General features: G+C 58.4%; 9 protein-coding genes. 8 read left to right on the top strand and 1 reads right to left on the bottom strand.

Features of this window, described 5'->3' with window-relative positions:
- The first annotated feature begins 47 nt into the window (after positions 1–47).
- The 8 genes from F0P96_RS18245 (at position 48) to F0P96_RS18280 (ending at position 14,355) form a co-directional block, all read left to right on the top strand.
- Positions 48–1,484, top strand: coding sequence for a CsgG/HfaB family protein (locus tag F0P96_RS18245; RefSeq protein ID WP_151080408.1), 1,437 nt, complete (start codon positions 48–50; stop codon positions 1,482–1,484).
- A 238-nt stretch (positions 1,485–1,722) separates the two neighbouring features.
- On the top strand, positions 1,723–2,940 hold the full coding sequence (locus F0P96_RS18250) for a hypothetical protein (RefSeq protein WP_151080409.1): 1,218 nt from the start codon (positions 1,723–1,725) through the stop codon (positions 2,938–2,940).
- A 533-nt stretch (positions 2,941–3,473) separates the two neighbouring features.
- Entirely contained in the window at positions 3,474–4,403 is a 930-nt protein-coding gene (locus F0P96_RS18255) for a hypothetical protein (protein ID WP_160619846.1), read from the top strand.
- A 186-nt stretch (positions 4,404–4,589) separates the two neighbouring features.
- Entirely contained in the window at positions 4,590–5,174 is a 585-nt protein-coding gene (locus tag F0P96_RS18260) for a hypothetical protein (protein WP_151080411.1), read from the top strand.
- A 52-nt stretch (positions 5,175–5,226) separates the two neighbouring features.
- Positions 5,227–5,592 (top strand): curli-like amyloid fiber formation chaperone CsgH, encoded by a 366-nt coding sequence (csgH, locus tag F0P96_RS18265; protein WP_151080412.1) that lies wholly within the window; start codon positions 5,227–5,229, stop codon positions 5,590–5,592.
- A 92-nt stretch (positions 5,593–5,684) separates the two neighbouring features.
- A complete protein-coding gene (locus F0P96_RS18270; protein ID WP_151080413.1) occupies positions 5,685–7,190 on the top strand; it encodes a carboxypeptidase regulatory-like domain-containing protein in 1,506 nt (501 codons plus the stop codon).
- A 547-nt stretch (positions 7,191–7,737) separates the two neighbouring features.
- A complete protein-coding gene (locus tag F0P96_RS18275; RefSeq protein ID WP_160619848.1) occupies positions 7,738–11,049 on the top strand; it encodes a T9SS type A sorting domain-containing protein in 3,312 nt (1,103 codons plus the stop codon).
- A gap of 186 nt (positions 11,050–11,235) precedes the next feature.
- Positions 11,236–14,355, top strand: a complete 3,120-nt coding sequence (locus tag F0P96_RS18280; protein WP_151080415.1) for an IPT/TIG domain-containing protein — start codon at positions 11,236–11,238, stop codon at positions 14,353–14,355.
- 750 nt (positions 14,356–15,105) lie between these two features.
- Here F0P96_RS18280 and F0P96_RS21085 read toward each other — a convergent pair.
- Positions 15,106–15,381, bottom strand: coding sequence for a hypothetical protein (locus tag F0P96_RS21085; protein WP_160619850.1), 276 nt, complete (start codon positions 15,379–15,381; stop codon positions 15,106–15,108).
- Positions 15,382–15,427 lie beyond the last annotated feature (46 nt).

The following is a 15,427-nucleotide window of genomic DNA, read 5'->3' on the forward strand; positions in this document are numbered from 1 at the left end:
GGTCGGCGCGGCTCGCCACGGCTGCATCGGCCCCTACCTCCACCGCCATGCGTTTCCCCGTCTTCACCCGGCGTTTACTGGCGCCATTGGCTTTGCTGTTGACTAGCAGCTGCGCCTCCTATTTTCACCAGCCCTTGACCACCGAAAAAGCCCGCCTTGGGGCCGAGGTGCGGGGTAGCGCCATTTTGCGGAGCCTGCCGGCACCGCAGGAACGCGTGGTGGTGGCCGTCTACAAGTTTCGCGACCAGACGGGGCAGTACAAGCCCACGGCCAACGGCTCCAGCTTTTCCACGGCCGTGACGCAGGGCGCCACCAGCATCATGCTCCGGGCGCTGGAAGAGTCGCGCTGGTTTGACCCCATTGAGCGCGAAAACCTTGGCAACCTGCTCAACGAGCGGAAGATTATCCGCAGCAGCCGGGCCGAATACTCTGATGCTACCGGGCAAAAAGAGCCGGCGCTGCCACCCCTGCTTTTCGCCGGCGTTATCCTCGAAGGCGGCATCATCTCCTACGATGCCAACATGCTGACCGGTGGGGCGGGGTTGCGCTATTTTGGCGCCGGGGCATCGGGGCAGTACCGGCAGGACCGCGTGACGGTATACCTGCGGGCCATCAGCACCAGCAACGGGGAAATTCTGAAGACCGTTTACACCTCCAAAACCATCCTCTCGCAGCAGGTCGATGCCAGCCTGTTTCAGTTTGTGAGCTTTAAGCGGCTGCTGGAAACCGAAACCGGCTTTACCTACAACGAGCCATCTGAAATGGCGGTGAAAGAGGCCATCGAGAAGTCGGTGCAGGCATTGGTCATCGAAGGCATTCAGGAAGGGCTGTGGCTGCCGCGCGACCCAGCCGACCGCAATGGCCGGGCTGTCACCGAATACGTGCGCGAAAAGCAAGAAAACCAGTCCATCGACGTGCTGGGCCGTGCACTGCAGGAGCGCCGCAGCAGCTTGGGTATTGGCTTAACTGGCGCCGCACAGCGTTACAGCGGCGACTTTAGCCGGCCGCAAGTACAAGGTGGTGCCGAACTAACGCTGCGTTACGGCGGTGCCCGGAGCGGCCGGCTGGTAGGCGTGGTAAACTTGGGGCGGGGCACGTTGGGCGCTGGCGACTTCTACCGTGAAACCTTCAATTATGCCGAACTGGCCGGGCACCTGCGCCTCTTTCCCGAAGATAAATTCACGCCCTATCTGCTGGCCGGCGGCGGCCTCACCACCCGCAGTCAGCCCGCGTTTGGCCGCACCGACTTGCTCCCGCACATGCTGGTGGGCATGGGTATGGAGGTAATGCCCTTCGACCGGCTTGGTATTCACCTCGGCATCGACAACCACTACTACTTATCGGACCGCCTAGACCGCATGACCCACGGTAAATACAACGACTATTACTGGTCGGTCAGGGCCGGAGTGGTGCTATATATAGGAGGGCGCAAGTCCGGACCGATTCCCGCTGCTCGCTCAACCTCAGTACCGAAGCTTGAATAAGTACCCATTCAAGTTGAATGCACTATTTCGCTAGCCCTCTTTGCTGCCACAGCCGTGGCAGCAAAGAGGGCTAAGGTTTTTTAGTGCCTCTTGAACTTCTGATAAAAGAGCCGCTGACGTTTATCAGTAAAAAATATATTAACAATTTTATAAAAAATATAACAAAAATTTTATTAATTGTCGTGTCCCTCCGGCGGGAATCCATTCTTCTCTTTTCATCCCCATTTCCCTCTAGTCAATGAAGCGCATGACCTTTTTCGCCGCTGCCCTGATGGTATCAGGCCTTGCTAGCGCCCAAAACAACACCAGCACCCTTGACCAAACTGGCTCGGGCAATACTGCTACCGTGAGCCAGACATCCTTATCAATAGGCACCAATTCTGCCGTTGGGGTTCAGGCTGGTAATGAAAACAACCTTACGCAAAGCCAGTTGGGCTATGTGAATACCCAAACCTCGCTTCAGGTGGGCAGCCACAATAGCACTGCGCAGACGCAGAGTGGGCGGGTAAACGCCCTCCAGGCAGCCGTGGTGGGTGACCACAACCAAGTTGTTCAGAAGCAAACGGGCGTTGGCAACGATGCCAGATCGGCAACGGCGGGCGACTGGAACAAGGTGTCGCAAACGCAAAACGACTTGGGCCAGTTTGCTCGTGTACTACAGCAAGGCAATTCCAACGAGGCAACCCAACTGCAAGGACTGGGAAGTACGGGAGGCGGCAACGATGCCTATATTACCCAAACAGGCAACCACAACAAGGCCAGCCAGGATCAATACGGCGACCTGAACGAAGCCCGCATTGTGCAAGGCGACGGAATTCCGCTTGATGGCTACAATACCGCCACGCAAAAACAAACGGGCTACCAAAACAAAGCCATGGCCACCCAAATAGGAGCTACCAGCACGGCGTACCAGGAACAGCTAGACGGCATCTTGAACCGAGCCACCATCATGCAGCGCGGTGGCAACGACAACTGGGCCAGCCAGTCGCAGCGCCGGGTGAGCGAACTGAACCGTGAGAACATTGCCGATATCGAGCAAGTGGGCAACCGCAACCGGGCCGAGCAAACGCAGATTGGCGGCTACAACGCGTCGAATGCAGACCAATACGGCAGCGACAACCGCTCCGTGCAAACCATTGGTATAGGCGGGTCCGACCGCAACACGGCAACAGTATTGCAGCGGGGCAACGGCAACTGGGCCGAGCAGACCATCATCAATGATGATAACCAAGCGACGATTGAACAGGAAGGCAATAACAGCCGTGCGCAACAGTACCAGAACGGCTACTACAACGTGGCCTACATCGACCAGGACGGGGATGGGCATATGGCCCAACAAACGCAGATTGGTAACAGCAACAGTGCCAAAGTGTGGCAGGGACTGAGCGGCCAAACCAGCGTGATTTCGCAAGAAGGTGACAGCAACATCGCCACAGTACACCAAGATCATCCGTAGGGCACGACGCGGATAGAATAAACAGGCATGTAGCGCCCGGAGCACCGCATTGCGCTCCGGGCGCTACATGCCTGTTTCTGGCCTATGGCTTACCATACAGCCACTTTCTCGTGCTTATTGATGAAACATGTTCTGTAAATAAGTCAATTTATTAGCGTAAGGTGCTGAGAAGTAGCGGTTTTGTTGGGATAAGCATGCCTAGAAAACAGTTGATAGGATTGTATTAATAAATATTCATGGAAATAATTTAACGATTCCTTTTTATAGTCATTTTCCTTTATATATTTGTACTGTTCCTCCGGAGGGAACCTCACTTCCCCATCTTTCTAACATCCAACCATCTGCTCCCCATGAAAAAGTATTCATTCCTGGTTGCTGCTCTACTGGCCGCAGGATACGCCAACGCCCAAGAAAACACCAGCACTTTGACGCAAATCGGACCCGGTAACAATGCCGATGTATCGCAGACTGGGTACCGAAATACCGCAGCCGGCGGTCAGTCCGGCATAGTAAATACACTGACCCAAAAGCAAGTGGGTCAATACAACTCAGCAGGCTCGGTGCAGGTAGGTAACCTGAACACCGCTTCGCAAGACCAGCGCGGCCGCGAAAACGCTGCTTCGTTGCAAACCGTGGGCAACCTGAACGCGGCGTCCCAAACCCAGGAAGGCCGCAACAACGACGCCACTGGTACGCAGTTGGGCAACAGCAACTCCCTGCTGCAAGACCAGGATGGCCGTAACAACACGGCTACCGCCACCCAGCGCAAAGACCGCAACATTGCCGAGCAACGCCAGACCGGCAACCGCAACGACGCCACCATCATCCAGGGTGATGGAATACCGCTCGACAGCGACAACAAAGCTTATCAGACCCAGCTCGGCGACCGAAACAGCGTGTATGCCAAGCAAATTGGTGGCCGCAACCGTTCGTACCAAGGCCAAACCGGCGACCGTAACGAAGGCTCGGTAACGCAAGAAGGCGGCAACGACAACTATGCTACCCAGATGCTGCGCGGCGACGACAACCGGGCTACGATTCACCAGATCGGTAACCGTAACCGCGCTGAGCAAAGCGTAATTGGCGACCGGAACCGTTCGGTGGCCGACCAGAACGGCAGCGACAACGTGGCGTTGCAGAACATTGGCATCCTGGGCTCGAACGATAACGTGGCTCGTGCCGAGCAAATGGGCAACCGCAACCGCGCCGAGCAAACCATTGTAGGCGACGACAACCGGGCCGTGTCCGAGCAGGACGGCAACGATAACCGCTCGTACCAATACCAGCAAGGCTCCCGCAACTTGGCGTATGCCGACCAAGACGGCGACGCGCATTTGGCCCGACAGACCCAAATCGGCGACGACAACAGGGCGCAGGTATGGCAGGGCCTGAGCGGCCAGACCAGCATCATTTCGCAGGTGGGCGACAGCAATGTAGCTACTGTGCACCAAGATCATCCGTAAGGGCGACGCCCTTAGCGCAGGTACCAGCTCCTGTATGCCACCTCTTGGCATACGGGGGCTGGTAAGTCGCTAAAGTGCAACACCGATACTTATTGTACTATTTTTATAATTATTTTCATAAATAATATAATTATGTATATTGCTAGGGCGTAATAAGTCTTCAGTTTAAGCAAATAAAAACCTCCTATGAAAAAGCTGGTTCTAATCGTGTTTTGCTTGATTAGCTGGACAATAACAGCGAATGCCCAACAGCGGGAATCCAACGACTCCCAGCGGGCCGAGCAGGCTCTGGCCGAGCAGTTGGGCCCCGAGCGGCTGCCCCTGGACGTGCTAACTGCACTTTCTGATGCTAACCGCGCCATCCTGGTGCAGGAGGGCAATCAGAACGCTGCCTCTATTCAGCAAATGAGAACGAGCGGAGCTTCGCTGGGCAACTTGGTAAATCTGGTGCAAGTAGGGAGCGGCAATGCCGCCACCATCGAACAGGCCGGAGCGGCCACCCGTACCTCGGTGGAACAATACGGCACCAACAACTGGGTCGAATCCGACATCAACGGCCTGAATACCGAGTCCCAGATTCGGCAAACGGGCGCCAACAACCGCGTCGAGCAGGATTTGGACGTCGACAACCGCCGTTATACCGTCGAGCAGACCGGGCGCAACAACCAATTGATTCAGCGAGAAAACGGCACTACTACGCCGGGCTACGAAGTGCAAATGCGCGGAAACGGCATTCGCATCATCATTGAGCAGGGACGCGTGCTGCCGTAGCCTTCCCCTGCACCACTGAAACCCTGTTGCAGGCGCTCTAACCTTACCAATCATGTTTCACATTCCCTTTTTGCTTGTGCTGCTTGCCGCCACCGATTCGTCAACGCCCGTTTGCCACGCACGGCTGGAGTTAATCCAGACTGGCCTCAACCTAACCATTGCCGGCCATTGCCAGAACGCTACCAACCAAGCGGCGCATTTGCGTTATGAATTGCTGACCGAAAAACGCGGCCGTAGCGGCTCGTCACGCAACGCGCAGTCGGGTGGGGTAGAGGTAGCGCCCGGCCAGGACGTCGTCCTCTCACGCACGACCATCAACCTCGACCCCAGAGACTTTTATCGCGTGCACTTGCGGCTGCTCGATGCCCAAGGCACCGTTGTAGCCGCCGATTCGGTCGTGCACCAACCGGCGCGTTAGCCCGGCGTCACGCCCCATCGGTTCCGTCCCAACACGCCATTCGGTCGCCACGCCGACAGCGCTGTTTTCTTCACCTCCATTTCCTCCACCACATGAGTGCTCGTACCATTCGCGTTGTTGCGGCTTGGCTGCTATGGCTCACCCTGGGCAGCAGCTTGGTTGCCTGCGAAGAAACAACCGTGGAACCGGTGCAATACGGCGCCATCGAAGGCATCGTGCGCGATGCCCGCACCAACCAGCCGTTGGCCAACGTCATCATTACCACCACGCCGGCCACTACCTCGTTTACTACGGACGGCGAAGGAAAATTCTCGCTTCCGAACCTGGTTACGGGCAAGTATGCTTTGGCCGCAAAAAAAGCCGAATACAAAACCGAAACGGTAAACCTGACCGTGGAGGCTGGACCCGCCACTCCGGTTATCCTTGCTCTCGACAAAGCCGGCGCCAACACGCGACCCACCGCCCCGGTGCGGTTCGAGCCGGCCAATGCCGCGGTAGAACTCCCCACGACCGTTACGCTGCGTTGGCGGGCCACCGACGCCGATAAAAACGACTCGCTTCGTTACGATGTAGTGCTGTACACTGGTAGCTCCACCGCCAAGCGTGTGGTGCTAGCCAATAGCCGCGACACGACCATCGTCGTGGGCGACTTGAGCTACGGCACTACCTATTTCTGGCAAGTGAGCGTGCGGGACAAAGCCGGCGAAACCGCTTACGGGGATGTTTGGAGCTTTCAAACCAAGGCCTTTCCCACTTTGCGCTACGTATTCGCCCGCACCGATAACGGCAACACCGACATCTTCGCCGCCGATGGGCAGGCCAACGGTACCATCATGCGTTTGACCTCGGGTGCCACCTCCGAAACGGCCCCGCAACTGAGCCCAACGCGCGACCGGATTGCATACACCAGCAACGCGACGGGGCAATACCAACTGTATACCATGAACCGCGATGGTTCGGACACCCGCCGGGTTACCATGATTTCCGTCGACGGATACTACAGTGGCGGGCAAGGGTTCTGTTGGTCGCCCGACGGCAGCCAGCTTCTCTACACCCACTACGACAAGCTCTACCGCATCAACCGCGACGGCACCGGTCTTGTGCAGTTGGCAACGGCGCCTGCGGGCCGGCACTTCAGGGAAATGGATTGGACGGTGTTTGGCAATAAGATAGTCGTGCAGACCATTGGGGCCAACGTCTTCGACGCGGAAGTATACACCCTGAACGCTGATGGCACCGAGCTGACGCTGCTGCTGGCCAATCAGACCGGGCGTCTCGATTCGCCGGGCTTCAGCGCCGATGGCCGCCAAGTAGTTTACTCCCGCGACGTATCCGGCATCGACGACGCCACAGGCCGTCAGCTAAATGCCCACATTTTCCTGCAAAAACTTGACGGCAGCGGGTTAATTGACCTTTCCAGCCAAAAAGCCGCCGGCACCAACGACATTCAGCCGCGCTTTTCACCCGATGGAGCGAAAATCATCTTTGTAAATGTAGCCAACGACGGCCAGTCACCGCCTGAAATATGGACAATGGATTTGGAAGGCCGGAACCGCACCAAGTTATTCCAGAACGCCACGTTGCCTGATTGGAAGTAGAAACTAATCCGCCTACAATATGCTCAAAGCCGCCCCTTCAGGGGCGGCTTTTATTTTTTAAGATTCTTTCGACTGGTTTCGAACCTTCAAACGAGTAAAAGCATTGTGCGAGCCAGCCGCTTCAGCTTTACTCAAAGGGAAACCCAATGGGCGTTTTTACAAAATTTCCCTGCAAATTTGTGGGCACAAACAAAGTATAAATTCATATGAATATTATAATTCACAACTGTTCTGGATACATAAGACGTCACGTATGTAGCAATAACCTAAGTGTTTTTACTTTTGTATAGAGAAAGTTAGCGCTTCTGGCACGAAATATGAAGAATGAGTGCGTTCAGCGAAGTTGAAGCGGTGCTGTTTGCTCTAAAAAAATTGCAACAATAAATGCAGCATACAACCATCCTTTTTTCGACTCTTGCGTAATCACACCCGACACGGCAAGCTGAACGCTTCCTGCTTTTCTCCTTTGTAACCATTCCTCACTCCAAATATGAAAAACGCTTACAAAATCGCTCCGCGACAGGCCGGTTGGTCTCGTTTGTGCGCGATGCTGGCCATCTTCTTGCTGTTGCCCTTCGGCACGTGGGCACAGCGCTTCACCGAAACCATGGGCACGACGGCTACCGAAGGCCAGTCCCCCGCTAACTACGACGCGCAAGGTGGTTTCGACAACGACGCCTTCGCCTTCACTGGTAGCGCAGATATGTCGGTAACGAATCCGTCGCCGGGTTCGGGCAGCGTAAACGTGGTATTCAACCCCACGTTCAACAACGCTACGCCGCCAGCGGCTACTAATACGTTATTTAGTATTACGGACATCAACGCCGCAACCATTACCAACGCGCAGGTGACGTTCCGCTTGTACCAGCCTGCTGGTGCGCCTACTCCAGGTGCAGTCAACGGTCCGTTCCGTTTGCAGTACGGTACTTCAACTGACGGCACTACGTACGCATATACCTCCTTGGCTTACACCTTCACCGGTGGTACGGTAGATGCTAGCGGTGGCCGGTGGGGAACTGCAGTGGCAAGCTTGCCGGCTGGCTTCTCTACTCAATTCGCGGCTATCCGTTTTCTGCGCACGGCGGCTTCCGCTCCGGCTACTGCCACGGCATTCAACGTGTACCGCGTGGATGATGTGGTGTTGAGCGGCACGGTTCCGGCGAACATCACCGTCAACCCCGATCAGCGTATTTTCCCGAACACGGAAGTAAACCAAGTTTCGAGCACCCTCTCGACTACTGTTTCGGCTCAAGGGCTGACTCAGAACTTGGTAATTACTGCTCCGGCTGGCTTCCAGATTCGCACCGGTGCCAATGCATTCGGTACGACGGTAACCCTGACGCCGACGGCCGACGGTACCATCAACGCAACGCAACTGGATATTCGGTTTGCCCCGACGGCTGTTGCTAACTACAACGACTTCATTTCGCTGGTAAGCGCAGGTGCTACCACCAGAAACGTACAGGTTGTTGGTCAAGGAACGGCTGCTCAGCCGGTATTGCAAACCTCAGCCAGTTCGTTGCCTGATTTTGGTAATGTTCAGGTAGGCGCGGCCTCGTCGCCGCAGTCGTTTACCGTAAGTGGCCAGAACCTGGGCACCAACAACATCACGGTTTCGGCTCCCACGGGCTTCCAGATTCGGACGGGCGCCAATGCCTTCTCGAACGGGCCTATTACGATTGCTCCCACGAACGGCACGGTTTCGAACGTGCAGGTTGACGTGCGTTTCGTGCCGGTAGCTACGGGTGCTACCTCGGGTAACGTTCAAGTAGCTACATCGGGTGCTACCACCCGCAATGTGTTTGTGAGCGGTACCGGCACCCCGGCTCCTACGGGGCCCAACATTACCGCCAACCCTACTACGCTTAATTTCGGTACTGTTACCAACAGCGGTTCGTCGCAAACGTTGACTTTCACGGCTTCGGGCACCAACCTGCAAGATCCGTTGGTGTTGACGCCTTCGGCTAACGTACAGATCCGGAACGCTTCGGCCGGTGGTGCTTTCACCAGCTCCCCGATTTCGCTCACGCCGAATGGTTCGGGCTTCGTAGGTGCTACCACCATCGAAGTTCAGCTGATTGCTACGGTTCCGTCGCCTTCCTTCTCGGGCTCGGTTACTCTGACCAGCACCAACGCCCCGACGCAGACGGTTTCTATCACGGCCAGCAACCCCTCAAACCAAACGTCGGATATCACGGTCAGCGGTGCGCTGCTGCGTGAGTTCAGCACGTCGCCGGGTGTTCCTTCGGCTGTACAGTCGTTCAACATCTCGGCTACCAACCTGCTGCAAGACCTGACCCTGCAGGCTCCCCAGTACTACCAGATTGCTTTGTCGCCGACGGGTTTCCCGGCTTCGGCTACCGGCAACACCATTGTACTGCCCCGCATCGGTGGTACCGGCTCAACGGCTGGTGACGTAGCCTTCACGACCATCTACGTTCGTTACTTCCCGCCCACGGCTCAGATTGACCGCGGTGTGTTCCTTACCGCTTCGAGCGCTCCGGCCCGCACTCAGTTTGTGTCGCTGAACGGCTCGAGCGCCCCGGAAATCGAACTGCGCGACCCGTTTGTGCAGGTTCGTAACCAGGTAAAAGGTACGGTTTCGGGTCCGCAGGCTCAGTCGCTGCGCATCCGCGGTGCCCGTCTGTCGTCTACGGTGACCGTGCGTGTACCGAACGACGCTATTTCGCCGCTGAATCCCTCGGGCACGCCGCAGTTCCAGATTTCGACGAGCCCCACCGGTCCCTTCGGCTACAGCGTAACCATTACGCCGAACCCGACCAACGACAGCATCACGAGCGACACGCGTTTGTACATCCGCTACGCGCCGACTCGTGTGGGTCTGGCCGCTGCCGACTTGACGTTTGAAAGCTCGAACTTCAACAACGGCACGCCTTTCTCGTTGAACCCGAACAGCACGGTACGCGGCAACTCCATCGACGTGGAGCCCACGGTACAGTCGCAGGCTACGGTACAGTTCTCGGCCGACCGTACCAGCGCCCTGATTACCTTCCTGATTCCAGGTAACCCCGAAGCTAGCGGCTACGGTGAGAACCGCCTAGTAATTGCCAGCACCACTCGTCAAGCTCTCGACCAAGCTGCTGACTTCCCGCAGGACGGTGTGCCTTACGACTCGGGTAACGAGCGTTACGGCTTCGGTTCGCAGATCAACGGCAACTTTGTAGTGTTTGCCGGTAGCGCCGGCCAGGTGACGGTTACCAACCTGAACCCGAACCTGAACTACTACTTCTTCGGTTTCGAGTACAACAACGACCAGGTGCAGGCTGCTGAGAACTACAAGGTGCCGAACCTGCCGCTGATTCAGCCCCCGCTGCCGGTTAACCTGGTGTCGTTCGTAGCCAAGGCCAACAAAGGCCGCGTGTACCTCGACTGGGTAACGGCTCAGGAGCAGAACAACCGCGGCTTTGAAGTACTGCGCAGCCGCGACGGCCGCAACTTCAGCAGCATCGCCTTCAAAGAGGGCCGTGGTACTACGGCTAGCCGCAGCGCCTACAGCCACGTAGACAACACGCCGGTAACCGGCACGTCGTTCTACCGCCTGAAGCAGATTGACACCGACGGCAAAGAAACCCTCTCGCCGATTCAGACGGTGGTGATTGGCGAAGGTGCTCAACTGGCGCTGTTCCCGAACCCGGTGGAAACCACGCTGAACATCGTGGTGAGCGACGTAGCTGCTGATGCCACGGTAACGGTACTCGACCTGCTCGGCCGCACTGTGCTGAACCAGCCGCTGCCCGCCGACGGCCAGTTGAACCTGAGCAGCCTGAAGCCCGGCACCTACGTGGTGAACGTGGTGAGCGGCGGCCAGAAGCTGACGCGCAAAGTGGTGAAGCGCTAAGCTTTGCTTCACTTGTAAACTAAAAAGCCCCCTGCCATTCACGGTAGGGGGCTTTTTGCTTGTCACCCGTTTTCGTCCGGGCGTAATAAAAGCGTAACGACTGAGGCAAACCGGCCGCATTCCGTAGCTTGTACTTTTGTTTCCCCTCACCACATAACCTGCTTCTTCACTTTCCAACTCCATCTTATGGACCACACTCTTACACGCGTACTGCGCAGCTATGCGGGGCATTCCCGCCGATGGCTGACTGCTATTATGCTCCTGTGCCTGCCTTTGGCAAGCTGGGCACAAAGCCTCACCCAGGCCGACTTTACCGGCGTGATAGTGCCCCAGTACATGGGCAGCGCCACCGCCACGCGCCTGCCCGTGGTGTACCGGGCTACGGTAACGAATTTGACGCCCGGCACCGTGTACCGCTACTACTCGATGGGCGCCACCAACGCTACCACGGGCGGCGGTACCGTCGACATTGGCGGTACGGGCACGGGCGCGGGCAACCCCTTGCTCATTAGCCCCAACGGCGCGACCTACAGCTACACCTCGGCGCCGAACCTGACCACGGCCGGCAACTACGAAAGCTTCACGACCGATGCCAGCGGCAGCTACACCGGCTGGTTTGCTTTCGTGAACACCGGCAACGCCCGCTTTACCGGCGGCAACGTGGTATACCCGACCCTGACGCTGGCCAAAGACGCCACCCCCGCAGTCATCGAGAAAAAGCTTGCCCTCGACCAGGGCATTACGGTGCTGACCTACAGCGCCACGGCCGGCACGGCCAACAGCGGCACCTTTATTAAAGGAGCATCGTCGGCGACGCCCAAGAACGTGGTGGCGCTGTACGACAACACCGCCGGCACCGGCCGCCCCCTTACGGTGGCCGTGGTGGAAAACATTGGCGTGACGATTGGCAGCGCGGTAACGGGCTACAGCACTACCGCCGGCTCCTGGAACAGCATTATTCCGAACACACTGCCCAACGGCGTGCGCCGGGTAGAAGAACGCTCGGTAACTACCGGCTCGGTGCTCAACTGCAACACCGACGGTGACGGCACCTGGCCCTCGGGCGCCGTGACGGTGAACCCGCTGGGCGGCAGCGCCACGCCCATTCAACTGACTGCTACCGATGCGCCGCTGAACGCCGGCTGCGGCACGGCTGTTTCGCCGGCCGTAACGGTTTCTACGACCGGCCCCCTCACCTTCAGCACCACGCAAGGCACGCCCTCGGCAGTGCAGACCTACACCGTGAGCGGCAGCAGCCTTGCCGCCGACATTACCGTGACGGCCCCGAGCGGTTTTGAGGTGTCGAGCAACGGCACGACGTTTTCTACCTCGCTCACGCTGCCCCAAACCGGCGGCACCGTCGCCAGCACCACCATCAGCGTGCGGCTGATTGGCGGCACGGTGGGTACGCCCAGCGGCAACATCAGCAACACCAGCGGCACGGCTACGCAGAACGTGGCCGTGAGCGGCACCGTGAATGCGCCGGCTCCCACCGTCAGCAGCTTCACGCCCACGACGGGCCCGGTGGGTACGGTCGTGACCATCAACGGCACGGGCTTCACGGGCACAACCCGCGTTACGTTCAACGGCACGACGGCTACCACCTTCAACGTGCTCAACAGCACCCAGATTTCGGCTACCGTGCCCACCGGCGCAACTACCGGCACCATTGCCGTAACGACCCCCGGCGGCACGGGCACCAGCACCGGCACCTTCACTGTGACCACGCCGGTTGCCCTGCCCACCATCAGCAGCTTCACGCCCACGAGCGGTCCGGTAGGCACTGTGGTAACCATCACCGGTACCAACTTCACCAGCGCCGCCACGGTATCGTTCAACGGCACGGCGGCTACCGGCGTCACGTTTGTATCGGCTACGCAGCTGACGGCGACGGTGCCCGCGGGCGCTACCACCGGCCCCATTGCGGTGACGGTAGGCAGCAACACCGCTACCTCGGCTACGCCCTTCACGGTAACGCCCACCCCGAACCCGGTGCCCACCATTACCAGCTTGGCCCCGGCCACGGCGGTAGCGGGCGGCGCGGCCTTCACCCTCACCGTGAACGGCACCAACTTCCTGGCCAGCTCGGTGGTGAACTTCAACAACACCGCTCTGACCACCTCCTTCGTGTCGGCTACGCAGCTGACGGCGGCGGTACCGGCTACGGCCGTGGCCACGGCCGGCAGCTACAACGTGACGGTGACCAACCCGGCCCCCGGCGGCGGCACCTCGGCGGCCAGCACCTTCACCGTAACGCCGCGCCCCACGGCGCTGTTTGAAGACTTTGAAGCCGGTGTGAAGGCGTCCTACACGGCCGGCACCGTAACGCTGAGCAGCGGCGACTGGCTGTTTACCGATGCCCTCATCGGCACCACCGCCGGCTCCGACCGCTTCAACGGCACCAAGTCGGCCCGCATTCGGGGGGGCGGCTCCATTGCCATGGCCTTCGACAAAACGAACGGTGCCGGCACCGTGACGGTAAACGCCGGCCTCTACGGCAACGACGCGCCTGCTTCTATTAAGGTGGAAATTTCGACCGACGGCGGCACGACGTATTCCGACATTACGGGCACCGCGCCGCTGCTGAGCAACACGCTCACCTCGTACACCTTCGCGGCCAACCGCGCCGGCAACGTGCGCCTGCGCATCAGCAGCACCAACACCACGGCCGGCACCAACCCGCGCCTGAACGTGGACGACGTGACGATTTCCGACTTCGTGGCTCCCACTACGGCTACCATCCTGACCTCGCCCTCGACGCTGACGGGTTTCACCACGGCACCGGGCGTGGCCTCAGCCGTGCGCAGCTACGTGGTAACGGGCTACAACCTGGCCGTGCCCATTACGGTGACGGCGCCGGCCGGCTTTGAAGTGTCGCTGAGCGCCACCACGGGCTTTGGCAGCAGCGTTTCGATTTCGTCGGGTCCGGCTGCCGGCACCACGGTGTATGTGCGCGTGGCGGCCAATGCCGGCCCCGGCACGGTGAGCGGCAACATCACCCACGTGTCGGGCACCACCACCCAAACCCTGCCGGTGAGCGGCAGCGTGGTACTGGCCGCCCGCAACGCGCTGGCTGCCCGCACCGAGCTGTACCCGAACCCTGCCACCGACGTGCTGCACGTGCAGCTGCGCAACGCGGCCCCCGGTGCCCGCGTGAGCCTGAGCGACCTGCTCGGCCGCGTGGTGCTCGACCAGCCGCTGCCCGCCAACGGCGAGGTGCGCCTGACCAACCTCGCTGCCGGCACCTACGTGCTGACGCTGGAAAGCAACGGCCAGCTGCTGACGCGCAAAATCGTGAAGCAATAACCCGCTGCGGCTCGTAGCAAAAAAGCCCCCGGCCGCGTTGGCCGGGGGCTTTTTTTATGCCCGGCGTGCCGGGCTACCGGCACCGCGCGCCGCAAACCCGCCGCGGCCTGCCGCGCCCGGAGCCGCAAGCAGGGAGAAAGCCTTGGGTGGCCGAGCCGCTAAAAACAAAAAAACGCCCTTGCTGCTGTGCATGTGCACTTTGCGCCGGGTCGGGTTGGCAGAGTGCATAACAATTAGGTAATTAGTAGGCTGTAGGACGCTGCCCAGACTCGGCAGTACCTTTACGTTACGTTTGCCCACCTATTTGCCCACCCTTCACCCACTCTGCATGAACACAGGTTTTACTCGCTTGCTGCGCCTTTCTGGCCGAACAGGACGCGCATGGATGTTGGTTTTGTTTGCGTTGCTGCTGCCGCTGCTCGGGTGGGGGCAGACCACGCTAGCGTACTGGAATTTTAATACACCTTCTTCTGCGAGTTCACCGAGATGGACTTCTCCATTAACAGCTGACGCTGGTAGCGGAACCCTCACACATGACTTCACTAGTGGTCTTGATGCATTTGGTGGCACAACCACAAATGCAGAGCCCAGCGTTGTTGCAGGATTTACTTTCTCCCCGCAAGGAGGTACGTCAAACGTCAACAATGGAAAGTCAATTACCCTGAGCATACCGACAACGGGATATAACAGTTTGATTCTGACATATGCTGCTCAAAGAACCGGTACAGGTTTTACAACCCATACCATTGACTACTCGACAGATGGAACAACATTTACAAACGTCACTTCTATAAGCTCATTGCCATCTAGCTTTGCTACGCAAACCGTTGACTTATCAAGCATTACGCAAGCGAACAACAATGCTAATTTCAAGGTCCGGATTACTTTTACTGGTTCTACTGCTGCAACCAGTAATAACCGCATTGATAACCTCAAACTGAGCGGTACAGCCATAGTTACAGGACCTTCTATCACCACCGGCGCCATAACCGGCGCCCCCGTCTGCGCTACTTCGGCCAGCGACATCACTGTAGATTACACAACCTCGGGCACCATCAGCGGCACGTATTCG

It is taken from the genome of Hymenobacter busanensis (assembly GCF_008727865.1).
Lineage (GTDB): Bacteria > Bacteroidota > Bacteroidia > Cytophagales > Hymenobacteraceae > Solirubrum > Solirubrum busanense.

Excerpts from the sequence above, each read along its gene's own strand:
- F0P96_RS18245 (WP_151080408.1), top strand. The coding sequence starts at position 48 with ATGCGTTTCCCCGTCTTCACCCGGCGTTTACTGGCGCCATTGGCTTTG.
- F0P96_RS18250 (WP_151080409.1), top strand. The coding sequence starts at position 1,723 with ATGAAGCGCATGACCTTTTTCGCCGCTGCCCTGATGGTATCAGGCCTT.
- F0P96_RS18260 (WP_151080411.1), top strand. The coding sequence starts at position 4,590 with ATGAAAAAGCTGGTTCTAATCGTGTTTTGCTTGATTAGCTGGACAATA.
- csgH (WP_151080412.1), top strand. The coding sequence starts at position 5,227 with ATGTTTCACATTCCCTTTTTGCTTGTGCTGCTTGCCGCCACCGATTCG.
- F0P96_RS18270 (WP_151080413.1), top strand. The coding sequence starts at position 5,685 with ATGAGTGCTCGTACCATTCGCGTTGTTGCGGCTTGGCTGCTATGGCTC.
- F0P96_RS18275 (WP_160619848.1), top strand. The coding sequence starts at position 7,738 with ATGCTGGCCATCTTCTTGCTGTTGCCCTTCGGCACGTGGGCACAGCGC.
- F0P96_RS18280 (WP_151080415.1), top strand. The coding sequence starts at position 11,236 with ATGGACCACACTCTTACACGCGTACTGCGCAGCTATGCGGGGCATTCC.
- F0P96_RS21085 (WP_160619850.1), bottom strand. The coding sequence starts at position 15,381 with ATGTCGCTGGCCGAAGTAGCGCAGACGGGGGCGCCGGTTATGGCGCCG.